16 protein-coding genes are annotated in these 24,434 nt (G+C 73.6%); 11 read left to right on the plus strand and 5 right to left on the minus strand.

The window, feature by feature from the left end:
* Positions 1 to 290: 290 nt before the first annotated feature.
* The 4 genes from ACODT5_RS06310 (at position 291) to ACODT5_RS06325 (ending at position 15,778) form a co-directional block, all read left to right on the plus strand.
* The gene (locus ACODT5_RS06310) at positions 291 to 3,458 is read left to right on the plus strand and encodes a non-ribosomal peptide synthetase (RefSeq protein WP_422518192.1); all 3,168 of its coding nucleotides are present in this window, start codon (positions 291 to 293) and stop codon (positions 3,456 to 3,458) included.
* 131 nt (positions 3,459 to 3,589) lie between these two features.
* A complete protein-coding gene (locus ACODT5_RS06315; RefSeq protein WP_422518193.1) occupies positions 3,590 to 9,283 on the plus strand; it encodes a non-ribosomal peptide synthetase/MFS transporter in 5,694 nt (1,897 codons plus the stop codon).
* On the plus strand, positions 9,280 to 12,591 hold the full coding sequence (locus ACODT5_RS06320) for an amino acid adenylation domain-containing protein (RefSeq protein WP_422518194.1): 3,312 nt from the start codon (positions 9,280 to 9,282) through the stop codon (positions 12,589 to 12,591). Before ACODT5_RS06315 ends, ACODT5_RS06320 begins: the two co-directional genes overlap by 4 nt.
* Positions 12,551 to 15,778 (plus strand): AMP-binding protein, encoded by a 3,228-nt coding sequence (locus tag ACODT5_RS06325; RefSeq protein WP_422518195.1) that lies wholly within the window; start codon positions 12,551 to 12,553, stop codon positions 15,776 to 15,778. The genes ACODT5_RS06320 and ACODT5_RS06325 overlap by 41 nt, the downstream gene beginning before the upstream one ends.
* Positions 15,779 to 15,880: 102 nt before the next feature.
* Here the strand turns inward: ACODT5_RS06325 and ACODT5_RS06330 are convergent, their stop codons facing one another.
* A complete protein-coding gene (locus ACODT5_RS06330) occupies positions 15,881 to 16,036 on the minus strand; it encodes a hypothetical protein (RefSeq protein WP_422518196.1) in 156 nt (51 codons plus the stop codon).
* Positions 16,017 to 16,529 (minus strand): hypothetical protein, encoded by a 513-nt coding sequence (locus ACODT5_RS06335; RefSeq protein WP_422518197.1) that lies wholly within the window; start codon positions 16,527 to 16,529, stop codon positions 16,017 to 16,019. The genes ACODT5_RS06330 and ACODT5_RS06335 overlap by 20 nt, the downstream gene beginning before the upstream one ends.
* Before the next feature lie 131 nt (positions 16,530 to 16,660).
* Between ACODT5_RS06335 and ACODT5_RS06340 the strand changes: the two genes are divergently transcribed.
* Complete coding sequence (locus tag ACODT5_RS06340) at positions 16,661 to 17,080, plus strand: LysR family transcriptional regulator (protein WP_422518198.1); 420 nt, start codon at positions 16,661 to 16,663, stop codon at positions 17,078 to 17,080.
* Positions 16,977 to 17,621: a LysR substrate-binding domain-containing protein gene (locus tag ACODT5_RS06345; RefSeq protein ID WP_422518199.1), complete on the plus strand. Its 645-nt coding sequence runs from the start codon at positions 16,977 to 16,979 to the stop codon at positions 17,619 to 17,621. The genes ACODT5_RS06340 and ACODT5_RS06345 overlap by 104 nt, the downstream gene beginning before the upstream one ends.
* 61 nt (positions 17,622 to 17,682) lie before the next feature.
* Here the strand turns inward: ACODT5_RS06345 and ACODT5_RS06350 are convergent, their stop codons facing one another.
* Positions 17,683 to 18,111 (minus strand): hypothetical protein, encoded by a 429-nt coding sequence (locus tag ACODT5_RS06350; protein ID WP_422518200.1) that lies wholly within the window; start codon positions 18,109 to 18,111, stop codon positions 17,683 to 17,685.
* Positions 18,112 to 18,327: 216 nt separating this feature from the next.
* On the minus strand, positions 18,328 to 18,690 hold the full coding sequence (locus ACODT5_RS06355; RefSeq protein ID WP_422518201.1) for a transglycosylase family protein: 363 nt from the start codon (positions 18,688 to 18,690) through the stop codon (positions 18,328 to 18,330).
* A gap of 268 nt (positions 18,691 to 18,958) precedes the next feature.
* On the opposite strand from ACODT5_RS06355, the gene ACODT5_RS06360 reads away from it, so the two are divergent.
* From ACODT5_RS06360 to ACODT5_RS06380, 5 genes are all read left to right on the plus strand, one after another.
* Entirely contained in the window at positions 18,959 to 19,903 is a 945-nt protein-coding gene (locus ACODT5_RS06360) for a 5'-nucleotidase (RefSeq protein ID WP_422518202.1), read from the plus strand.
* 190 nt (positions 19,904 to 20,093) lie between these two features.
* Positions 20,094 to 21,308 carry a 4-hydroxybenzoate 3-monooxygenase gene (locus ACODT5_RS06365; RefSeq protein ID WP_422518203.1) on the plus strand — a complete coding sequence of 405 codons (1,215 nt, stop codon included), beginning with the start codon at positions 20,094 to 20,096 and terminating at the stop codon, positions 21,306 to 21,308.
* Positions 21,309 to 21,515: 207 nt separating this feature from the next.
* Positions 21,516 to 22,460, plus strand: a complete 945-nt coding sequence (locus ACODT5_RS06370) for a hypothetical protein (RefSeq protein WP_422518204.1) — start codon at positions 21,516 to 21,518, stop codon at positions 22,458 to 22,460.
* Positions 22,412 to 22,990, plus strand: a complete 579-nt coding sequence (locus ACODT5_RS06375; RefSeq protein ID WP_422518205.1) for a methyltransferase — start codon at positions 22,412 to 22,414, stop codon at positions 22,988 to 22,990. The genes ACODT5_RS06370 and ACODT5_RS06375 overlap by 49 nt, the downstream gene beginning before the upstream one ends.
* Before the next feature lie 122 nt (positions 22,991 to 23,112).
* The gene (locus ACODT5_RS06380) at positions 23,113 to 23,301 is read left to right on the plus strand and encodes a DUF6381 family protein (RefSeq protein ID WP_422518206.1); all 189 of its coding nucleotides are present in this window, start codon (positions 23,113 to 23,115) and stop codon (positions 23,299 to 23,301) included.
* 162 nt (positions 23,302 to 23,463) lie between these two features.
* Here ACODT5_RS06380 and ACODT5_RS06385 read toward each other — a convergent pair whose 3' ends face one another.
* On the minus strand, positions 23,464 to 24,228 hold the full coding sequence (locus tag ACODT5_RS06385) for a DUF1206 domain-containing protein (protein ID WP_422518207.1): 765 nt from the start codon (positions 24,226 to 24,228) through the stop codon (positions 23,464 to 23,466).
* Between the last annotated feature and the right edge of the window lie 206 nt (positions 24,229 to 24,434).

Below are 24,434 nucleotides of genomic sequence, written 5' to 3' on the forward strand. Positions count from 1 at the left end.
ATCTCACGACAGGTCTGGACCAATTGTCTTCATCGGGCGGGGGCCCGAGTTGTCCGGACGTCCCGGGGGATTTCGGGACGTCCGGTGGTCCTGACCGCTCACGGCCATCGGCCGGCCCCCGGGGGAGGGCCGGAAGTCATGAGGTGGCCGGTACCTCGCCGAACCCGACCGCCGCAGCCTGCCGTTGGCGTCCGAAACCCGACGTGCGGTAGCCCGCGCCCAATGCCGCGTCCGCACGTTCACCCGTGCTGCTCCGCCACCCTGCTCCGACGTCCTAAGTGAGCCGCTGAATGTCCGAACTCCTCCCCTCGCCCGACCGCAGACCCGCCTCGCCGGCCCAGCAGGGCGTCTGGCTGACCGATCGGCTGGGACTGGCCCGCGAGGCGTTCCACATGCCGGTGCGGATCTCCTTCGACCGGATCGACACGGCGGCGCTGGTCCGCGCCGTGGATGCCGTGACCGAGCGTCATCCGGCCCTCGCTGCAAGGCTCGTGGAGCATGATGGCCAGGTCTGGCAGGAACCCGCGGCGCAGCGGCCCGGACTGGTGGAGCTCGAAGCGCCCGGAGACGAGGCCGACCTGGAGAAGCGGCTGGAGGAGGAGGCTGCTCGTCCGTTCTTCCTGGAGACCGGCCCGCTCAGCCGATTCACCCTGCACCGGCGCTCCGACGGCAGCGCCGAGCTGCTGGTCACGGCCCACCACTCGGTCTTCGACGGCAACTCCAAGGACGTCCTGACCAGGGATCTCGCCGCCGCGTACGGCGCGGCACCCCTTCTCGTGACCACCGCACCGCCCGCACCGGCTGCGTTCGCTCCGCCGCGGCCCGTACCGACCGCGCCGACCGCGGATCCGGCCACCGTACGGAGAGCCGCCGAGTGGTACGGGCCGCGTTGGGCCGCCGCCACCGACCCGGTGCTGCCCGGTGTGTCGCGCACCCCGATCGTCGCCGGGGCCGGTGAGACGGTCGAGTGGCGCCTGGACGGCGCCGAGGTGGCCGAGCTGGCCGCCGCAGCCGCCCTCGGCGGCACCACGGTCTTCGAGTTCCTGCTCGCGGCCCTGCACGGGCTGCTGCGCCGGTACGGCGGCGAGGCGGTCCCGGTGTCCGTTCCGCTTTCCACCCGGACTCCCGAACTCCGTGAGGAGATAGGGCTGTTCGTCAATGAACTGCCCGTCCACGCTCCCGCAGCCGATGCGTCACAGACCTTCACCGACTTCGCCGCCGCCGTCCGGGCCGAGTTGCGGGCCGGCTATCCGTACCGGAGCGTGCCCTTCGGCGCCGCCGTCGCCGGACTGGGCCCCCGTGTCGGCCTGACCGCCGTCTCGCTCGGATACCGCCGGCGCGGCCCCGACCCGGACTTCGCCGACACCGGTGCCCGGATCGCCTGGGCCGTGCACAACCGCACCGCCCGCAACACCCTCCACCTCCAGATCGTCGAAACCCCGACGGCCGGCGACGCCCCGGGCGGCGGCATCGATTTCAGCCTGCACTACGACCCGGCCGTGCTCGCCCCGGACGCCGCCCGCCGGATCGCCGGCCACTACAGCACCCTGCTCGCCGGCGCCGTCGCCGACCCCGGCGCCCGGCTGCTCGACCTGCCGCTGCTGGACGCCGCCGAGCTCCGGGCCGTCACCACCGCGCCGAACGCCACCGACCGGGCCTACCCGGCCCACCGGACCGTGCTCGACCTGATCCGCGCCCAGGCCGCCGCCACCCCCGGGGCGATCGCGGTCAGCGCTGCGGGTCGGCACTTCGATTACCGAGAACTGCTGGCCCGCGCCGACCAGTTGGCCGGGGCACTGCGCGCCGGCGGAGTCAGACCCGGCGACCTGGTAGCTCTCCATTTGGACCGGACCGCCGACCTCCCCGCCGCGCTGCTCGCCGTCCTCGCCACCGGCGCGGCGTACCTGCCCCTGGACCCCGGCTATCCGGCCGAGCGCCTCGCCCTCGTCCTGCGCGACTCCGGAGCCGTTCTGGTGCTCGCCGACCGCGAGCCCTCGCCCCTGGTGGCCGCCGCCGCCCCCGCGGTCCTACGGCTCCCGGCGCCATCGGCGCAGGACCCGGCCGAGGCCGCCACCGAGGCCGCCCCCGGCGCCTCCCCCGGTCCGGACGACGTGGCGTACGTCCTCTACACCTCCGGCTCCACGGGCCGCCCCAAGGGCGTCGCGGTCGGGCACCGGGCCCTGGTCAACCTGCTCACCTCCTTCGCCGACCGGTTCGACTCGGGCCCTCGGCACGCCTGGCTCGGATTGACCTCGCTCTCCTTCGACATCTCCGCGCTGGAGCTCTACCTGCCGCTGATCACCGGTGCCCGCCTGGTCCTGGCCCCGGACGGCCTCGCCGTCGACGGACCCGGCCTGCTCGCGCTGATCGGCGCCGAGGGCGTCACCCACGTACAGGCCACCCCGTCCGGATGGCGGGTGATGCTCGCGGCGGGGAACGCCACCGACGCGCTCGCCGCCGTCACCGGCCTGGCCGGCGGGGAGGCGCTGCCGCTTCCCCTCGCCCGTGAACTGCGGTCCCGCACCGCCCGGTTGTTCAATGTGTACGGGCCCACCGAGACCACCATCTGGTCCACCTGCTCCGAACTCCCCGCCGTGCCCGAGCACGTCAGGATCGGCGGCCCGATCGCCAACACCCAGGTCTACGTCGTCGACGAGCAGCTGACCCCCACCCCGCTCGGCATCCCCGGGGAGCTGCTCATCGGCGGGGACGGGGTCGCTCACGGATACCTCGGCCGGCCCGAACTCACCGCCGAGCGCTTCGTGCAGAGCCCGTTCGGTCCGCCCGGAGCCCGGCTCTACCGCACCGGGGACCGCGCCGTCCGGACGCCCGACGGCGAACTCGACTTCCTCGGCCGGATCGACGACCAGGTCAAGATCCGCGGTCACCGGATCGAACTCGGCGAGATCGAGTCCGCGCTGCTGGAGCACCCGGCACTCGCCGAGGCCGCCGTGGCCGTCCGCACCGAGGAGGACGGCGAGCCGTTCCTGGCCGGCTACCTGGTCCCCGCCGCCGGCTCCCCGTCGCCCGCCCCCGCCGACCTGCGCGACCACCTGATGCGCACGCTGCCGGCCGCGATGGTGCCGCAGCGCTGGCTCACCATGGACCGCCTGCCGCTCACCCCGAACGGCAAGCTGGACCGCCGGGCCCTGCCGGTACCGCCGCGCGAGGCTCCGGCACCACAGGCCTCGGACGACGACGCCGACGCCGACGCCGACGCCGACGCCGACGGTGGCGACGAGACGACCGGAACGGTCCGCCGGATCTGGGCCGAGGTGCTGAACCTGCCCGATGTCGGCCCCGAGGACGACCTGTTCGACCTCGGCGGACACTCGCTGACGGTCATCCAGATCGCCTCCCGGATCCGCGACGCGCTCGGCGTGGAACTGGACTTCGACGTCTTCTTCGACGTCCCGACCCCGGCCGGCATCGCCGCTGCCGTCCGCGAGCGCCGGTAGGCCCTGCGCCCCGTACGCCGGGCACGGGCCACTCGGCCGTGCCCGGCCCCCGCCGCGCCCGCACGCGCCGCACCGCGCCGCACCGCGCCCGCACCCTCCGATCCCCCTCCGCACGCCCGAACAGGAACTCGATGACGGATACCCAGGACCTGCCCGCCGACTGGTCCGCAGCCAAACGCGCCCTCCTCAGCAGGCGGCTGCGCGGCGCCGCGGCCCCCGCCCGGGTGGTGGACCCCCGCCCGGCGGACACCGCTCCGCCGCTCTCCAGCGGCCAGGAACGGCTCTGGTTCATGGACCAGTTCGCTCCCGGCTCCACGGCCTACACGCTGGCGCCGGCCCGCCGCCTCCGGGGCCCCTTCGACCGCTCCGCGCTGGATGCCGCGCTGACCGATCTGGTGGCCCGGCACGAGAGCCTGCGGATGACCTTCCGCACCACCGAGGCCGGCACCGCCGAGGCCCGGGTCGCCGGGCCGGCGCCGTTCGCCGCCCAGCACCTGGACGCCGTCGCGGACCCGGATCCCCAGGCGCGCGCCGCCGCCGAACTCGGCGCGCTGATCGCCGAACCCTTCGACCTCCAGACCGGTCCGCTGCTGCGCGCCCTGGTGGTCCGGATCGCCGAGGACGACCACGTACTGGCCCTGGTGATGCACCACATCATCTGCGACGGGTGGTCGATCGACCTCCTCAACCGCGAGCTCGACCTCCTCTACGCCCACCACGCCCACGGCGCCCCGAATGAACTGCCCGCCCTGCCCGTCCAGTTCGGGGACTACGCGGCCTGGCAGCGCGACCGTCTGGAGAACGGGCAGCTCGCCGCCTCCCGTGAGCACTGGCGGGGCGAACTCGACGGCGTCCCGGCCCTGGAGCTGCCCTCCGACCGGCCTCGCCCGCCGCTCTTCACCTTCGACGGGGCCGCGACCGAGTTCCACTGGAGCGCCGAACTCTCCCGTCAGATCAGCGAGGTGGCACGCGCGTACGGCGCCTCCACGTACATGGTGCTGATGGCCGCGTTCCAGGCCCTGCTGGGCCGGCACAGCGGCCAGCGCGACTTCGCCGTCGGCTCCGCGGTCGCCGGCCGGCTCCACCATGAACTCGAAGGCGTGGTCGGGGCGTTCGTCAACATGCTGCCGATCCGGGCCCGGCTCTCCGCCGACCTCGACTTCGGCCGCCTGATCAGCCGGGTCCGCGAGACCACGCTCGACGCGTACGCGCACCAGGAGGTGCCGTTCGAGCAGATGGTCAGCGACCTCGCGGTGGAACGCGACGTCAGCCGCGCCGCCGTCTTCCAGACCACCTTCGCCTTCCAGAACTACGGTGACCGCGCCACCACCCCCGCCGCGGGCCTGGACTCCGAGGGCTTCGGCTACGAAGCCACCACCACCCACGCCGACCTCGCCCTCTACATGCGCGAGGAGCCCGACGGCGGCCTCTACGGCCTGCTCACCTACCGCACCGACCTCTTCGACGCCGCCACCGTCGAACGCCTCGCGGAGCGGTTCGAGCTGCTGACCGCGGCCGGCGTCGCCGATCCCGCGCTGCCGGTCGACCGGCTCCCGCTGCTCGACGCGGCCGAGCGGACGGCCGTACTGGAGACCTGGTCCACCGGTCCCGCGCTGCCGCAGGGCGGTCCCGCCACGCTCACCCAGGCGCTGGCCCGCTCGGCGGCCCGGACGCCCGACGCGCCGGCCCTGGTCTTCGAGGACCGCACGATGACCTACGGCGACCTCGACCGGCGCGCCAATGCCATGGCCCGGCGCCTCCGGGCCCTGGGCGTGGGCGCGGACGACCGGGTGGCCGTATGCCTGGAGCAGTCCCCCGAGCTGGCGGTCGCCCTGGTCGCCGTACTCAAGGCCGGCGGCGGCTACCTGCCGCTCGACCCCGAGCAGCCTCCCGCCCGGCTCGCCCACCTGGTGGCCGATGCCGGGGCCAAGGTCCTGATCACCGACTCCGTGCTGCGGGCCCGGTTCGGCGACCACGCGGCCGTCGACCTGCTGACCGGCGATGAAGACAAGGGCGACAACGGGTACGGCGACGCGGCGGAGTGGGAGGGGACGCCGCTGGAGGAGGTCTCGGGCGCCGACCACCTCGCGTACGTGATCTACACCTCCGGCTCCACCGGCGCCCCCAAGGGTGTGGCCGTACAGCACCGCCAGATCCTCAACTATCTGGCGGGCGCGGGCGAGCGGCTGCGGATCGAGCCGGGGGCCTCCTTCGGGCTGCTGCAGTCGCTCTCCTTCGACTTCAGCATGACCATGCTCTACCTGGCGCTCACGACCGGCGGCCGGGTGCACCTGCTGCCGCGCCGGATCGCGGGCGTGGAACTGGCCGCGGAGATCGAGCGGGCCGGCATCGACCACCTGAAGATGACGCCCTCCCACCTGGCCGCGCTGACCGCCGACGCACCGATCGAGCGGCTGCTGCCCCGCCGTACGCTGGTCCTCGGCGGCGAGGCCAGCAGCTGGTCCTGGGCGGCGGGCATCGCCGCACTGGGCCGGTGCACGGTGTTCAACCACTACGGGCCGACCGAGGCGACGGTCGGGATCACCGTCCACGAGGTCACCGCCGAAGGCCTGAACGCGCCGGGCAACACCCCGATCGGCAGCCCGCTCGCCGGCGGCCGCTGCTACGTGCTGGACGAGGCCCGCAACCCCGTTCCGCCGGGCGTCACCGGCGAGTTGTACCTGGGCGGGGACCGGCTGGCCCGGGGCTACCTCGGGCGGCCGGACCTGACCGCCGAGCGGTTCCTGCCCGATCCGTACGCCGACCCGGCCGATCCGTACGCCGACCCGGCCGGGGCGGAGCCGTCCGCGGCCGACCCGTACGGCCCCGACCGGGGCACTCCGGGGAGCTCCGGCCCGCGGATGTACCGGACCGGCGACCTGGCGCGCTGGCGCGCCGACGGAACCCTGGACTACCTCGGCCGCGGCGACGACCAGATCAAGGTCCGCGGCTACCGGGTCGAGCCCGGCGAGATCGAGGCCGCGCTGACCGCCCTGCCCGGGATCACCCAGGCGGTGGTCCTGGCCCGCGGCGAGGGCGTCAAGCAGAGCCTCGTCGCCTACCTGGAACGCCCCGCCGGAGGCGAACCTCCGGCCGCCGCCGAACTGCGCGCCACCCTCGGCGAGGTCCTGCCGGACTACATGGTCCCGGCCCGCTACGTGGTGCTGGAGCGGCTGCCCCTGCTCGCCCACGGCAAGGTCGACCGGAAGGCGCTGCCGGCGCCCGCCGACGGCCCGTCCGCCGGCAGCCACGTAGACCCCGAGGAGGGGACCGAGCAGGTGATCGCCGCCATGTGGGCGGACCTGCTGGACCTCCCCCGGGTGGGCGCGCTCGACGACTTCTTCGAGCTCGGGGGCCACTCCCTGCTCGCCACCCAGGTGGTCGCCCGGATGCGCCGGGCCTTCCCCGACCTGGCCACCCCGGTCGGCGTGATGGACCTCTTCAAGCACCCGACGGTCCGCCGGCTCGCCGAGCTGGTGGCCACCCCCGAGGCGGACCGCGGCCCGCGCCGGCTGCTGCACCTGCTCACCCCCGAACGCCGCCGGGCGTCCGCCACCGTGGTGTGCGCCCCCTACGGCGGCGGCAGCGCACTGATCTACAAGCCGCTCGCCGACGCCATGCCGGCCGACTGGGCCCTGCACTCCATCGCCGTCCCCGGCCACGAGCTGGGCGAGGAGGCGATGGACATCGACGAGGTCGCCCGGCTCTGCGCCGAGGAGATCGTCGCGAACGTCGCCGGACCGCTGGTGCTCTACGGGCACTGCGGGGTCGGCGTCCGGCTGACCGTGGAGATCGCCCGCCGGGTGGAGGCGGCCGGGCGGGAGATCGACGCCGTCCACCTCGGAGGCATCTTCCCGTTCGCACGCCCGAAGGGCCGCGGCGCCGCGCTGGCCGAGCGCTTCGCCGAGCTGTCCGCCCGCCTGCGCAGCGACCAGGGCATGATCAACGCCCTGGCAGCGGCCGGCCTCGACGTGGACGAGGTCGATGAGGAGCAGCTGCGGCTGATCGTGCACAACCGCCGGGTCGGCACCAAGGGCGCCGAGCGCTACTTCGGCGACCTGTACGAGAGCGAGGGCGGCGCCATCACGGCGCCGGTGATCGCCGTCTGCGGCGACCGCGATCCGGCGACCGAGTTCTACGAGGAGCGGTTCCGCGAGTGGCACCGCATCACCGGGACCGCCGCCGTGGTGGTCCTGGACGAAGCCGGGCACTTCTACCTCAAGTACCGTGCCCAGGAGTTGGCCGGCATCGTGACCGGGGTGCACCGCTCGATCGCCGCCGGCGAGGAGGCGCGCCACGAACGCACCGCCGACGCCACCTGGTGGCTGGCGGGCCTCTCCCGCGACGCCGCCGCGGAGCCTGGCCTCGAGCTGGAGTCCGGTCCGGAATCGGGTGCGGAATCAGGTGCGGGATCCGGCCCGGAACCAAGTGCGGGGCCGGGGAAGCGGGGGAAGTTCCGGAAGGCGCGTGTGCGCCGCCCCGTACACCCGACCATGGGCCGCTTCCTGGCCATCGCCACCGGCCAGCAGCTCTCGATGATCGGCTCGGCCCTCACCGAGTTCGCCCTGCCGATCTGGATCTACCTGCAGACCGGCTCGCTGTTCCAGCTCGGCATGCTCGCCGCCTTCGGCCTGGTGCCCGGCATCGTGGTCGCCCCGCTGGCCGGCGCCATCGTCGACCGCGGCGACCGCCGCCGGGTGATGCTGTGGGGCGACGTCGCGGCCGGCCTGACCCAGGCGGCCTTGCTCGGGCTCTACCTGAGCGATGCCCTGGAGATCTGGCACTGCTACGTGATGATCTCCCTGCTCTCCGCCGCGCTCGCCTTCCAGCGCGTCGCCTGGGGCTCGGCGGTACCGCAGCTGGTGCCCAAGCGCTTCCTCGGACGCGCCAACGGTGTGGTCCAGATGGCCCTCGGCCTCGCCCAGTTCCTCGTACCGCTCATCGCGGTCGGCATCCTGCACGTGATCGGCCTCGGCGGCATCCTGGTCTTCGACGTCGTCAGCTACGTGGTCGCCACCGGGGTCACCCTGGCGGTGCGCTTCCCCGACGTGATGGCCGCCAGGCGCCGCGAGAGCGTCGGCGCCGAGATCCGGGCCGGCTTCCAACGAGCGCTGGGAAGCCGCCACTTCAGGGCCATGCTGTTCTGGTTCGCGGCGCTGAACATCTTCCTCTCGCCGCTCTTCCTGCTCATCACCCCGCTGGTGCTCTCCTTCTCCTCGACCGCCGCGGCCGGCTGGGTCTCCACCGCGGCAGGCCTGGGCGCCGTCCTCGGCGGCCTCACCCTGCTGGTCTGGGGAGGACCGCGCCGGATGCGCCTGCGCGGGGTCCTGTTCGCCACCCTCGGTCTCGCCGCCGCCTGCGTCGTCACCGGCCTGCGGCCCTCGGTGACCGTGGTGGCCGCCGGCGCGTTCGGCATGACCTACGGACTGGCCCTGCTCAACGGCATCTACGCGACGGTCATCCAGACCAAGGTGCCGATGCGCTTCCACGGCCGGGTGATCGCGGTGAACACCCTGGTCGCCTGGTCCACGCTGCCGATCGGCTTCGCCCTGGTCGCCCCGGCCGGACCCGAACTGCTCCAGCCCCTGATGGACGAGGGCGGCGCACTGGCCTCCAGCATCGGCGCACTGATCGGCACCGGCGACGGGCGCGGCATCGGCCTGCTCTACCTGGTGTTCGGCCTCGCCATGGCCGCACTGGTCCTGATCAGCCTCTGCATTCCCGTCCTGGCCCGCTTCGACCGGGACGTCCCGGACGCCGAGTCCGACGACCTGATCGGCCTGGAGACCCTGCAGGCCCGCGCGAAAGGCGAGATGACCGCATGACCTCTCCGACTCCGACCCCGACCCCGGCCCCGGCCCCGATCGCCCGGCACCCGCTGACCGACGAGCAGCGCCGCCTCTGGTTCCTCCAGCAACTTCATCCCGAGGACGCCGGGTTCAACATGTACCTCAACCGGCGCTGGAGCGGGCCGATCGACCCGCGGGCGCTGAGCGCGGCACTCACCCGGCTCACCGCGCGGCACCAGGTGCTGCGCACCCGGTTCGCCCTGGACGGCGAACAGCCCGTCCAACTCGTCGAGCCCGTACGGGACGTCGAACTCGCCCGGGTCCCGATACCGGATGCCGCGGAGGAATCCTTCACCGCGGCCTGCGCCCCCTTCGTCAACGCCCCCTTCGACCTCGCCGAGCGCCCGCCGCTGCGGGCCGTGCTGGTCAGTGCCGGTGAGCACGAGCACGCCCTGAGCGTGGTGGTCCACCACATCGTCTCCGACGGCTGGTCGTTCACCGTGCTGTGGCGCGAGCTGCTCGCGCTGTACCGCGAGGAGACCGGTGAGGGTCCGGCCGAACTCCCCGCCCTCAAGCTCCAGTTCGGCGACTTCGCGCACGCCGAGCGGATCAGGCTGGACGGCGGCGCCACCGAGGAGGCGGTCCGGCACTGGAGCGGGCGGCTGACCGGTGTCAGCGCCCTGCGGATGCCGCTGGACCGCCCCCGGCCCGCCGAGCCCACCCACCCGGCCGGCTTCTGCGACCTCGCCCTCGCCCCCGAGCTCGTCGCGGGACTGGACGCACTGGCCCGCGAGCAGCGCTGCACCCCGTTCATGGTGCTGCTCGCCGCCTACCAGAGCGTGCTGGCCCGCTGGAGCGGCTGCTACGACTTCGCCGTCGGCACCCCGCTGGCCGGCCGCAACGAGACCGCTCACGAGGCGCTGCTCGGCTACTTCTCCCGCACCGGGGTGATCCGTGCGGACCTCACCGGCGAGCCCGACTTCCGCACGGTGCTGCGCCGGGTGCGCTCCGCCACGATGGCCGCGCTGACCCATCAGGACATCCCGGTCGAGCGGGTGGCCGCCGAACTGGGGCTGCCCGTGCTGCCCGGCGTCGGCCCGCTCTACCAAGCGGTGTTCGTCCACCAGAGCCAGTACGAGCTGGCCGGCGCCGACGAGCGGACCTCGCTGCCCGCGGGCGTCCGGACGGCGAGCATGGACTCCGGATTCGACCGGGCCAAGACCGATCTCCTGTTGGACAGTTGGCGTACCCCGGACGGCGGGATGACGCTCTCGTTCTGCTTCGACCGGGAGCTCTTCGAGCGCGCGACGGTCGAGGCCCTGGCGCGCCGGGTCCGTCACCTGCTCGCCCGGGTCGTCGTGGACGTGGAGGTCCCGCTCCACGGCGACTGGCTGCCGGCCGAGGAGGAGCGTGCCGCGCTCCTCGCCCTCGGCGCCGGCCCCGCCGTCACCGAGGGCGCCCTCCCGATCCTGCGCGGCTTCGCCGACCAGGTCGCCATCCGCCCCGGCGCACCCGCCCTCGAGTGCGCGGGCAGCGTCCTCACCTACGCCGAACTCGACCGCGCGTCGGATGAGTTGGCGCGCCGGCTGGGCCCCGTGGCCGGCCGCGCGGTAGGCGTCCGGATCGAGCCGTCCTTCGACCTGGTCACCGCCCTGCTGGCGATCTGGAAGGCGGGCGCCGGGTACCTGCCGCTCGACCCCGCGCACCCGGCCGAGCGCCAGCGGCTGATGCTCGCCGAGGCGGACGCCGCGCTGCTGCTCACCGGGGGCGAGCGTCCGGACCTCGGAGTCCCGGTCCTGGCAGTACCTGCGCCGGGACTCCCTGCACCGGGAGTCCCCGTACTGGGCATCGGCGATCCGGACACGGGGCCCGCGGCGGCCGCGCTGCCCGGGAGCGACCCGGGCGGCCTCGCGTACGTCCTCTACACCTCGGGCTCCACCGGTACTCCCAAGGGCGTCGCCGTCGAGCACGCTTCTCTGGCCGAGCGGGTCCGGTGGATGGCCGGACCGGAGGGCTACCGGCTCCGGCCGGGCGACCGGATCGTCCAGTTCGCCTCCATCGGCTTCGACACCCACGCCGAGGAGATCTGGCCCGCCCTCACCGCGGGCGCCTGTGTCGTCCTGCTGCCCGGCGGCGGCCGGATGCTGCCCGACCTGCTGCGCAGCGAGGCCGGACGGTCCGTCACCGTACTCGACCTGCCCACCGCGTACTGGCAGGAACTGGTGTCGCTCGGTGAGCAGACCCCGTGGCCGCCGGCGCTGCGCCTGGTGGTCCTCGGGGGCTCCGAGGCGCACGCCGCCACCCTCGCCCAGTGGCGGGAGCGGCACGGCGACACCGTACGGCTGGTCAACACCTACGGCCCGACCGAGGCCACCGTCATCGTCACCGCGGGCGAACTCGCCGGCGGCCCCTACGGCGATGTCGGCGACGCCGGTGACCGCCCGGGCAGCGGGCCCGCCGCCGATCGGCGCCCGCCGCTCGGCCGTCCGCTGCCGGGGGTGCGGCTCTACCTCCTGGACGAGCGCGGCAGCCTGCTGCCCACCGGCTCCGAGGGCGAGCTGTACATCGGCGGCAACGGCCTCGCCCGTGGCTACCTGGCCCGGCCCGAGCTCACCGCGGAGGCCTTCCTCCCGGATCCGTTCACCGAGGCCCCGGACGGCCGGATGTACCGCACGGGCGACCGCGCCCGGTGGCGCACCGACGGGCAGTTGGAGTTCCTCGGCCGCGCCGACGGCCAGGTGAAGATCCGCGGATACCGGATCGAGCCGGCCGAGATCGAGGCCGCCCTCACCTCCCACCCGGCGGTCGGCCGGGCGGCCGTACTGGTCCGCGACGGCCGTCGGCTGATCGCGTACGCCGTCCTGCGCCGGACCGCCGAACAGGGGGACGAAGCCGCGCCTGGGCCGGGCGACCTGCGCGAGTACCTGGCGCTGCGGCTGCCGGCCTTCATGGTGCCGGACGCCGTGGTGCCGCTCGACACCCTCCCGCTGACCACGAACGGCAAGCTCGACACCGCGGCCCTGCCCGACCCGGACCCGGCGGGCGCCGCCTCCGGTTACCTGGCGCCCCGCAGCGATGCGGAGGCCCTGGTGGTCGACCTCTGGCAGGAGGTGCTCGGCGTACCGAAGGTCGGCGTGCTGGACGATTTCCTCGCCCTCGGCGGGGACTCGCTCCTGGTGACCAGGGTCGCCGCCCGCATCCGGGCCGGCGTCGGCCTCGACGTGTCGATCCGCGACGTCTTCGAGAGCCCCACCCCGGCCGCCCTGGCGGCCCGGATCGAGGCCCTGCTGATCGCGGAGATCGATGCCCTCAGCGAGGAGGAGACCGCCGACCGGCTGGCCTGACCCTGCCCGCTCCTTCCCCGACCACCTCCCACGAATCACACCGGAGCCCGCCATCGCCACCACCCTGCCGCCCGCCGCGACGACCGTCCCGGAACTCCTCGACGCCCGGGCCGCCGAACACCCCGACCGCACAGCACTGCAGGTCCTCGGCGGCGGGGAGATCAGCTACCGCCGTTGGCGCGAGGAGGCGCTGCGCGCTGCCGCAGGGCTGGCCGCCGCCGGGGTCGGACCGGGCGACCGGGTGGTGCTGCGGTTCTCCAACACGCGCTGGGAGCGGTACGCCGTCGGCTTCCTCGCCGTCCAGTACGCGGGCGGAGTGCCCGTACCGGTCCGCGAGGACCTGTCCGAGACCGATGCCGCCGCCCTGGCCGCGCTGGCCGGAGCCGCCACGGTCCTGCGGGACGGTGACGACGAGGGTGACGATGCGGGTCAGGACCCCGGTCATGGTCACGGCCGGTCCGGGAGTGGTCTGCCCGCCCTCCCCGGACTGGTGGACCTGCGGCTGGACGCCCTGCTGGCGGCGCACCCCGAGCCGCCGGCCGGGCCGCCGCACCGGGTCGGCCCGGCCGACCCGGCCCAGGTGATCGGTACCTCCGGCACCACCGGCGCGCCCAAGGGCGTGCTCGCCGCGCACGGCAACCTGACCGCGGGCCTCGTCGCCCACCCCCGCCACCGCGCCTACGCGCACTCGCGGCACGCCCTGCACGCCTTCCCGATCGGGACCAACGCGGGTCAGGTGATGCTGCTGGGCGCGCTGACCGCCGCGCCCACCGTGCTCAGCCTGCCGCGCTTCGACGCGGACCAGTTCGCCGTCGCGGTCGAGAAGTTCGGGATCGGCACCGCCTTCCTGGTGCCCTCGATGGCGATCGAGCTGGTCAACGCCGGCGCCGCCGGCCGGTACGACCTGAGCAGTCTGCGCCTGGTCAACTCCTCCGCCGCCGCCTTGCCCGTACCGGTGGCGGCCGCGCTGGCCGCCGCGCTGCCGGGCGCGACGCTGGTCAACACCTACACCTCCGCCGAGGCCTCGCCCGCGCAGATCTCCACCGTGGTCGACGCCCGCCGCCCCGGCTCGCTGGGCCGGCCGGCGGACCCCCGCGACCTCCGGATCCTCGACGAGGAGGGGCTGCCGCTCCCCGCCGGGCAGGTCGGCGAGGTCTGGCTGCGCCAGCCCGGACCGCCCCGGGGCTACCTGGGCGCCGCCGGGGAGAGCGCCCGCGTGTTCCGGGACGGCTGGGTGCGGATGGGCGATGTCGGCCGCCTCGACCCGGACGGCTACCTGTACTTGGTCGACCGGGAGAGCGACGTCATCAAGAGCGGTGCGCTGAAGGTCTCCACCCTGCGGATCGAGGAGGTGCTGCACGAGCACCCCGCGGTCGCCGACGCCGCCGCGCTCGGGCTGCCGCACCCCGTGATGGGCGCCGTCCCGGTGGCGGTCGTGGTGGCCGGGCCCGGCGGTGTGGACCTGGACGAGCTCCGGCTGTTCCTGAGCGCCCGGTTGAGCCGGCCCGAACTGCCGGTCCGGATCCTGCTCGCCGGCGACCTGCCCAGGAATCCGAGCGGCAAGGTGGTCAAGCACCGGCTCCGCCCCCTGTTCGACGCGCCTGCGGAGTCCTTTGGCCCTGCGGTCGCCCCGGCCTCCCCGACGGAGCTGCGGTTGGCCGCGCTCTGGCGACGGCTGCTGGGCCGGCCCGTCACCGACGTGGCCGCCGAGTTCTTCGCGCTCGGCGGCGACTCGTTCCGGGCCGTCCAGCTCGCCACCGGCATCAGCGGCGAGTTCGGAGTCCGGGCGAGCACCGCCACGGTCTTCGAGCGGCCCTCGCTGCGCTCGCAGGCCACCTGGGTGGACCACCCCGACCGGCGGCGGACCGCTACCGGCGGTGGGTCCGACGGGGCGGAGACGACCGTGACGCCCTACCTGGCCGCACTGCGTGCGCAGCCGCACGCCGTGGCGCTGACCTCGCAGCAGGAGAACTTCTTCCGCTGGATGGCGGAGGCTCCGGGGCGGGACGCCGGCGCGGTGACGGCGCTGTTCCGGGTGACCGACCGGCTGGAACCGGAGACCCTGGGCCTGGCGCTCACCGAGGCGGTCCGGCGTCATCCGGCGCTGCGGACCCGGTTCGAGGCGGTGGGTGAGGGAGTCGTACGGGCGGTGCTGGACGAGGAGCCCCGGGTCCGGATCACGCTGACCCGGGCTCCGGGGGCCACGGACGCGGAAGTGGACGCCCTCCTGCTCCTCGAACGCGACAGGCTCACCGATCTGGCCAGTGACCCGATGGCACGCCTCCTGGTGGTCAGCCGGTCGGATACCGACCACGTGGTGCTGGTCGCGGTGCACCACATGGTCTCCGACGGCTGGTCGATCGGTGTACTGCTGGCCGACCTCGGGGTGTTCTACTCCGCGCTGCGGCGGGGCCGCTCGGCCCCGCCGGCCCGCTCGGGCCCGGGCTACCAGGAGTTGGTGGACCGGGCGAACGCGCACTGGCCGGCCTCCCGGGCCCACTTCCAGGCCTCGCTGGCCGGGGCGCCGGAGGCCGTGGAGCAGTTCGCCGGCCGCCGGGCGGTGGAGGAAGTACTCACCCAGGCGCACGAGTTCGAGGTGTCGGCGCCGTTGGTCGAAGCCCTGCGGGCCCGGGCGGCCGAGCTGGGCGCCACCCCCTTCCTGGCCGTCACGGCGGCCTGGACCGGACTGCTGGCGAGCCGCAGCGGCCGTCCCGATCTGGTCGTGATGACCCCGGTGCCCGGTCGCCCGCGCCCGGACATCGAGCGGACGGTGGGCTGCTTCGTCCAGTCGCTGCTGCTGCGGGTGGACGCGAGCGGCGGACCCGGTTTCGCCGAGCTGGTGGACCGGCTGCGGACGGTCTACAGCGAGGCCCTGGACCACCAGCTCTACCCGTTCGCCGAGTTCAGCCCGTCCGTGCCGTTCGCGGCATGGCTCCGCTACGAGGCGTGGGCCGCGCCCGCCCAACTGCCCGGCCTGGCCTGCGAGCCCTGGGAACTCCCGCGCGGGAGCACCGTCCCGTGGCCGCTGCCGGGCGGCGACCGGGGCGTGCCCGAGCTGACCGTGGTCGAGCTGCCGGACGGCGGCCTGCGGTGCTGGCTGCAGTACAACTCGCTGGCCTTCGACCTCCCCGTGATCACCGAGCTGGCCGCGGAGTTCACCGCCGCGCTGACCGCCGCCTGCGGCTGACCCTTCTGTCGGCTCCACCCGCCCGACGGCTGGAGCCGACAGGCACAGTCGGGCACAGGCACATTCGGGCACAGGGACAGTCGGGCACAGGGACCGTCGGCGTCAGCGCGCAATGGCCTCCGCGTCGGCTCCCTCCGCTCCCAGCCGGAGGAGTGCGGCGACCGGGCCTTCAGGATCGCGGGCGGCGACGACGGCCAGCGCCTCCAGGCCGCCCAGGAAGCTTTCCGCCGTGCCGAGTTCACGGAAACCGGGGTCCACCGACTGGGTGACCTGGCAGGACTCGTCGAGCTCTTCGAGGAACAGGAAGAACTTCGCCCCCCGCCTGGCGGCCCGGCCGCCGGATGGTCCGCAGGTCCGTCAGGCCGAGTTCGGCGGCCCAGTCGTCCGGACCGGGTGCGCGCTGCGCTTCCGCCGCGTCGGGCGCTCTGAACCGCTCGGCCCCCTTGAAGCGGACGTCGTTGAAGAAGCTGTAGCCGCCCGGGAGGAATCCACGCTCGTGCGCGATGTCGCCGGCCAGCGCTTCGACGGCTTGCGGATCGCCCTCGCACCGCCGGGAGGCCGCCAGGGTGGCGCCCGCGCAGCGGCGTACGAAGGCTTCGGCCGACTCGTCCGCCGGGCCCACGCGCAGCAGGCCGTTCTGGTTCTGCGCGCCGACGAACTCCCGGTCCCGCGGGTCTGAGCGGGTGGCGACGATCAGCCGGAGAAGGGCCGAGTCCTCTCCCGTCCGTGCCGCGAGCAGCAGTGCGGTCATGGACAGGAGCACCGCTCCCCCGTTGGCCCCGGTCCGTGAGGCCAGCACGCGTGCGGCGCCGGCCAGGGCCGGCGACCGGATGGCCGCCCAGTCACGGGGGGGCCTCGTCCGGGGTGGAGGTCTTGGCCTGCATGACTCCGGGAGCCGCGCGCAGGGTGCGCTCCCAGTGGCCCAGCGTGGCCCGACCACGGCGCAGGCCTTCCTCGGACGCCTCGAACAGGGCCCGGTCGACCGGCTGCCGGGCGACCGATCTGGCCGTCTATACGCTCGAGGTACGACATCTCCAGGTCCTGCGCTCCATCGCCCAGGAGGGATCGCTGGCCGGCGCCGCGCGCGCACTGCACTACAGCCAGCCCACGATCACCCACCACCTGGCCACCATGGAGGCCTACCTGGGCGCCCCCCTCGTCCAGCGCGGGCCGCGGGGCGCCCTGCTCACCGAGCTCGGTGAGTCACTGCTCCCGCACGCCGAGGCGGTGCTCGACGCTGCTGGCCCCGGCGGTCAAGCGCCTCCACCAACAGGGCGTCCACATCGCGCTCACCGAGGGTGAGCTTCCCCTGCTCCTGCGGGGCCTGCGGGCACGGGAGCTGCAGGCCGCGCTCGTCTTCTCCCAACCCGGTGACCGTCTCGACCTGGACGAGGACTTCGAGCTCCACCCCCTGCTCGCGGACCCGCTCCTCCTCGTGATGCCGCGGGACCATCCGTGTGCGGCTCTGGACAGGGTTCCGCTCGTCGATCTGCGCGACGCCCACTGGGTGGGCGCCGCGGACCCGCACGATCCGTGCGACCGGGTGCTCTCCTGGGCGTGCGGGCAGCAGGGCTTCCAGCCGGTGCACGCCATGCGCACGGACGACTACGCGGTCGTCCAGGGCCTCGTGGCCGCGGGCACGGGTGTGGCGCTGATCCCACGACTCGCGCTGGGCTCTCCCCTCGCCGACCTGGTCGTACGCCCGCCGGCGGGCCCCGATCTCGCCCGGGAGATCAGTGTCGCGGTACTCCGCTCGACGTCGGCCGGCAGCGCCCAGGAGCTGGTATCGGCCCTCCAGGAGCAAGCCGCGCTGGTCACGGCCCGCTGGGCTGCCACCGGCTGAGGAGGCCGCCCGGGCCGGTGCGGGGCGCCCTACTGGCGCCCCGCCCGGCGGTGCGTCCGAATCAATAGCACTGCAGGCCGTTTTGGGCGCTCGCGACGGCCGTGTCGAGCTTCTGCAGGTCAGGGGTGAGCTTGGTGAGGGCCTCGGCCCCAGTGGTGTCGCCGGGCAGGTCCTCGTACGTCTTCTTCACATCGGCGGCGGCAGACTTGACCGCGTCCTTCTGAGCGGCATTGAACTGCGCGGTGGACTCGGCGACGGTCTTCGAGTCGTCCTGGACGGCCTTGTGCGCGTCCTTGATCTGGTCCTTGGTCGCTGTCGCCGGGTCGAGCGCACGCAACTTCGCGTTGTCGGCCTTGAGTTCGGTCAGACTGCTGCACAGCTTCGTGGTCGCGTCGTCGGTGGGCCCGGCGGCGAAGGCCGAGGCGGCCCCGCCGGCGACGAGAAGCGCTGCGGCGGCCGTGCTCACGGCCGTGGCGAGAAGTCGGTTCATCTGTGATGCACCCCTTCGGGGAAGACGCCCCCCGGTACGGCCCCCACTCGTACCAAGCTGACACAGGGCCCCAGGGCCCGCATCCGCACGCCACTCCCCCACCCCGCCTGCATTCCGGGTGAAACCGCAGGTCAACGTACTGATCCGCCGGTCAGAGCGGTGCACCGGGGGCCGGCGGGCGCCGGCCCCCGAGTACGGGCCCTGGATGCGCGCCCGTCAGCGGCGGCGTGCGCAGGTCCAGGCCCCCATTCCCTGGATCCTGGCAAGCCTCCTCGCCGTGGCGATCTGCTCCGCCTTCGTGGCGAGGTCGGCGCGTGGTGCGTACTTGCGGCCTCCTGCCGCCTTCCAGCTCGACTGGGTGAACTGCAAACCGCCGTAATGGCCGTTGCCGGTGTTCGCCCGCCAATTCCCCCCGGATTCACACCGGGCGATGGCATCCCAGTCGGGGCCCTGTTTGGAGTGGACGGCGGCGGCGTGGGCTCCGGAGACGTTCAAGAGCGGAACTGTCAACACCATGAGAAACAGCAGCACTTGCGTGATCCTGCCCAGCTCTCGCCGGTCCTTCGGGTAGTGCGACATCAGTCCTCCTTCGCTGTTGGGGCGGGCTGCCGCGAACAGCGGGCGGGCCCGCGTACGACCCTCTTAGGGCCGTGGCCACAGCACAGCACGGACCGTCGTACTTCCAGGCGCACTTACCACCCGCGAAGGGGCAACGCCACCCGAACGGACGCTCTACGACCCTCGCGCAGCCCTGCCGATCGGCGATCCGATGAGCGGGTTCGGCATGCACAGCGACACGAACGGCGATAAGAACCCCAACAGTGCACGTCCGCCAACAGGGGGCAGCATGAAGTACGACCTGTCCGACCGCCTGGTCGTGGGGATCGCCTCCAGCGCCCTGTTCGACCTGACCGACGGCGACGCCGTATTCCGGGAGCACGGAGAGGACGTCTACCGGACGTACCAGGAGAACCACGTCGACGAACTTCTGGCCAAGGGAGTGGCCTTCCCGTTCGTCAGGCGCCTGCTGTCGCTGAACGACCTCTCGGACGGGTCCGACCCCCTGGTCGAGGTCATCATCCTCTCGCGCAACGACCCGGACACCGGGATGCGCGTCATGCGTTCGATCACAGCGCACCACCTGCCCATCAGTCGCGCGATCTTTCAACAGGGGCGCCCCTCATACGGTTTCATGCCGGCGCTGAACATGTCGCTGTTCCTGTCGGCCAACGGTTCCGACGTACGGGAAGCGGTCGCGGCCGGGCTGCCCGCGGGACACGTTCTGAACACGGCACGCATCGACGACGAGACCGAACCCGAACTCCGCATCGCCTTCGACTTCGACGGAGTGGTGGCGAGCGACACCTCCGAGCGCGTCTACCGGAACGGCGGCATCGAAACCTTCCGCGCACACGAAGTCAGCCATGTCGCCACCCCCCACGATCCGGGACCGCTGCGGAACTTCCTCGCGGGCATCAACCGCATCCAGCGCCGAGAAGACGAACAGCACCGCCGGGACCCCGCGTACCGGCCCCGTCTCCGGGTGTCCCTGGTCACCGCCCGGGACGCCCCCGCACACGAACGCGCCCTACGGAGCCTGAAGGAGTGGGGCCTTCGGGTGAACGACGCCTTCTTCCTCGGAGGCATCGACAAGGCCGCCGTCATGAAGACGCTCGATCCCCACATCTTCTTCGACGACCAGGTCTCCCACCTGAACGGCACGGCACAGGGCACCCCGAGCGTCCACATACCGTTCGGAGTGGCCAATGCGCCGCCCGTCGACGCGGCCTGAACAGACCACTTTTCACTAGCAGTTGAGTGTCGACGCAGAGCAATCAACAGTGCCGACAGACGACTTCGGCTACCGGGTGCGCCGACGGCTCCGCTACTCCGCCCGACGGTCCGGTGATTATCTGCCCATTGCTGCATGCGGGTTACTGGTGATCTTCCTCCGGTTTTTCCGTGCTTATGATTCCCGCGCTATGACAGAGAGTCAGAATTTCCAAGGCTTAAGCGCCTCGGCCGATGTGGTCGTGCTCGGCGCGGGCCCCGCCGGCCTGGTGCTCGCCAACCTCCTGCTCGCCGCCGGGATCGACTGCGTCGTTCTCGAACGCGCCGACCGGTCACACGTCCAGACCCGGGCCCGGGCCGGCTTCCTCGCGCCGAACACCGTACGGATCCTGGACCGCCACGGCCTCGCCGACGGGCTGCACCGCAACGGGCGCACCCACGGTACGTGCGAGTTCCGTACCGGGGACGGCCGCTTCCGCCTCGACTACGGCTCCCTGGGCCGCGGCGAGCGGCACACCGTCTACCCGCAGCAGAACCTGGTGACGGACCTCCTGGCGCACTACCTCGACGCCGGTGGCAGGATCCACTTCGCGACCGAGGCCCTGGCGGTCCACGACGCCGACGGCGCCCGGCCCTACGTCACCACCCGGGAGCCGGACGGCCGCCCCACCCGATGGGACGCCCGGTACGTCGCCGGCTACGACGGCCGCCACGGAGCGTCCCGCCGCTCGTTGCCGCCCGGCGCGGTCCGCCACCACCACGACCACGGAGTGAGCTGGCTCGGCCTGCTCGCCGAAGCTCCGCCCAGTCTCGACGCCGTCGGCTACGCCGTCCACGACCGCGGCTTCGCCGGCCACATGGCCCGCAGCCCGCAGGTCACGCGGTACTACCTGCAGTACCGGCGCGGCACCCCCGCCGACGCCTGGTCCGAGGAGCGGATCTGGGACGAACTCGACCTGCGGATGGGCGCCGCGGAACACGGCCCGCTGCGCAGGGGGCCGATCATCGAGCGCGGCGTCGTCGACCTTGCGTGCGACGTGATCGAACCGCTGTGTCACGGCTCGCTCCTGCTCGCCGGCGATGCCGCGAGCCTGGCCGCACCGGCTGCCGCGAAGGGCGCGAACCTCGCCGTGCTGGAGGCGGAGCTCTTGGGCGGAGCCCTCGCCGAGACCCTCGGCGGAGGGGACGGCACGGCCCTCGACCGCTACTCGGCGCGGAGCCTGGCGCACATCTGGCGCGCGCAGGAGTTCACCCAGTGGATGACCGGACTGCTGCACGCGATCCCGGCCCGGGACCAACCGGGCGGATCGTTCTTCCAGGCTTCCCTTCGGCGCGCCCGCCTCGACTCCTTGCGCACCTCCCGCGCCCACCAGGACTGGTTCGCCGAAAACTACGTCGGCATGTGACCACTGCTCTACCCCGTACCCGTACCGCCTTCCACGCTCGACCACCCCACAGCCGGTCCACCACGCGCCGGTCCACCATGCCCAGCTCCACCATGCCCAGCTCCGCCGGAGCACCCGCCCCAGCACCGCCCGAGAAACCTCTGCGATGACGACGACCCTCCCCGACGAAGCGACGCGCCCCGCCGGATCGCCGCTTCGAGGCGAACGATGCTTCCCGACGACACGGCCCGCCTGCGCACGGCCGTCGCCTTCGTGCGGGAACACGACACCGCCACCGTGCTGTCCCTCCTGCTGCCCGGCCTGCGCGGCCCGGAACTGGAGTCCCTGGCCCCGCACTGCCGCTTCGCCCACGCCGGCCTGCTGATCTTCCCCACCGACCCGCAGGACCTGCGCCGCAGGCTCGCCGACTGCGGGCTCGCCGTCGACATTCCGTCCCAGCCCAGCGTCGTCGTACGGCAACGGCTCGCCCGGCGCCACCGCCGCGACCTGGCCGAGCTCGACGTCCGGATCCTGCGCCCCCGCGTCCAGGGCCCGGCCGGAGAGCGCCGCGCGGTGGAGGTGTTCGCCCTGACGGTGCCCGCGCCCTCGGGCCTGGAAGCGATCGCCGCGCACGAACGCGTCCGGGGCCACGAGGCCCACCTGGCCCTCGAACTGGAGCACCCGGACCCCCTGGTGCTGCGCGGCCTGTGCGCGGTGCTCACCCGGCACGGCGCCCGCCCCGACGGCGGCGGGTACAACCCGCACGAGGACGGCACCGTCCTCTACTTCACCACCCCCGCGGCCGGGGCGTGCGGCTACCGCCGCCTGGAGCTCTACACGCCCGGCGACCACCGGGACGCCCTCGCCGACCACCTCCGCGCGGACCCTCAGCAGCGCCCGGACGCGGACCGGCCCGCCGAGACGCTCCTGCGCCTGCTCACCGGCGCATGGACCACCCAGGCCCTCGCCGCGTTCGCGCGCCTGGGCCTGCCCGACGCGATGGACCCGTACGCGGCCACCGGCACCCGGGAGCTCGCCCGGCGCACCGCCACCCGCCCCGAGAACCTGGCTACTTCGACCACTTCGCACGGGACCCCGAACTCGCCGACCTCTTCGACCGTTCCATGGCCGCCAGCTCGCGCATGTTCCAACCGCTCCCCGCCCACCCCGTGATCACCGCCGCGGCCCAGGCGCCCACCCCGCGGACCGTCGTCGACGTCGCCGGCGGCAACGGCGAACTCCTCGGGCGCATCCTGACCGCGCACCCGGGGCTGCGGGGCACGCTCCTGGAGCGCCCGCACGCCGTCGAGGCCGCCCGCCGCTCGCTCGACGCCACGGGCTGCGGTGATCGCTGCGACTACCGCAGCGGCGACTTCGCAGACGTACCGCACGGCGGCGACGTGTACGTCCTCTCCCGCATCCTGCACGACTGGGACGACGACCGGTGCCGGGAGATCCTGCGCCACTGCGCCCGCGCGATGCCCGCGCACGCCGACCTGCTGGTCGTCGAACGACTGCTGCCCGCCGACGGTGCCCCCTCGCTGGCCACGGCCTGGGACCTCCACATGATGTGCAACGTCGGCGGTCGCGAACGCCGAGCCGAGCACTACGCCCGCCTGCTGGCCGACGCCGGACTGGAGCTGCTCGACCACACCCCCCTCCCTCTGGAGGCGTACGTCCTGCACGCCCGCAAGGCCCGGTAGGCCCAGCCCCGCTCCCCCGGAGCTACGCGGTCCGCCGCCCTCGGGACGTCACGGTGGCGGGTCCCGCGTGCTCCTGCTTGGCTTGGAGGACCCCAGCCTCCGACTCTCATCGAGGACCGATCATGAGCACCGAAAGCCAGCCGAGCGAGCGGGCCCGGCAGATGCGCGACAAGGCTCAGGAACTGGAGCAGGCGGCGCAGCGGGCCGCCGACCCCGCGGAGCGGGACCGGCTGACCGCCAAGGCCCTGTACATCCGCCAGAAGAGCGAGCGGGAGAACGGCAGGGGCAGCGGCACCATGGACCCCATGTAGACGTGCGGCCTGCGTCCCGGCCGCGTAGTGGCGGGGGGAAGCCACTACGCGGCTCGGGCCGCTCGGGAGCCCGCGCCGCTCACCGCCGCGGACTCCCTGTCCACGCTTCTGGCCCGTTCTCCGCTGCCCAAACCGAATGCCGGGCCCTGGTTCTCGACTCGCTCAGACCCGGCGCCAACAGGCCATGGCCCAGGAGAACAGCCCGAACAGCACCAGCCCGGCGGCGACCACCATGAGCAGCCACGGGCCTGCGGGGGTCTGGGTGAACGCGCGGAGCGTGCCGTCGACCCCCTTCGCCTTCGCCGGGTCGTAGCTCAGGGCGGCGTGCACGGCGAAGGCGCCGGCCGCGGCGAAGACGGCGCCGCGCGCCACACCGCCCACCACCCCGAGGATCTCGACCGCCGTGCGGAGCTGCTCGGACTGCCGGTCCATCGCCAGGTGCTTGCGGAAGGTGCGCCGCGCCGCCTGTACGGCGATCACGACACCGCCGATGGCGATCCCCGCCCCCGTTGCCGCCACCCACCACGGACCACCGGGTACATCGAGCACGCGGGCCGTCACATCGCGCGACTGCTCGTCGCCCGACCGGCCGCCGCCGCCGGTGCCGGCGGCGAAGGAGAGCACGGAGAAGGCGACGACCCCGTAGAACACGGCCCGGGCCGCCGCGGCCAGTCGCTTGCCGGGCTTGTCCCCGTCGGGGCCGGCCGCACCCAGCGCCGCCTCCGAAAGCCGCCAGAGCATCATGCAGACCAGGCCGATGCCGACGGCCCACACGAGGACACCGCCGAAGGGCTTCTCCGCGAGCTCCTGCAGTGCGCCCGTCCGGTCCGCTTGCTCGCCGCTCACGCCGAAGGCGACGCGCACCGCGAGTACGCCGATGAGTACGTACAGCAGCCCGCGCGTCACCAGGCCGCACCGGGCCAGCACCCCCGTACCTTGCCGCCCCTCGACGCGGTCTCCACACCCTCGCGTACCGCTCCACCAGCCGTCATGCCCCGCGAATACCCTGCATTCCCCCCTCCATGCCCGGCCCGGCGGTGCCCCGGTCGCGGTGCGCGGTCCGGAACTGCCGAGACCCCCGGACCAGTCGCTCATGGGGAAGTCCGAAGCCGCAGGAGCAGCGCGGGAGTTGC

It is taken from the genome of Streptomyces tatrensis, from assembly GCF_049310065.1.
Taxonomy (GTDB): Bacteria; Actinomycetota; Actinomycetes; order Streptomycetales; family Streptomycetaceae; genus Streptomyces.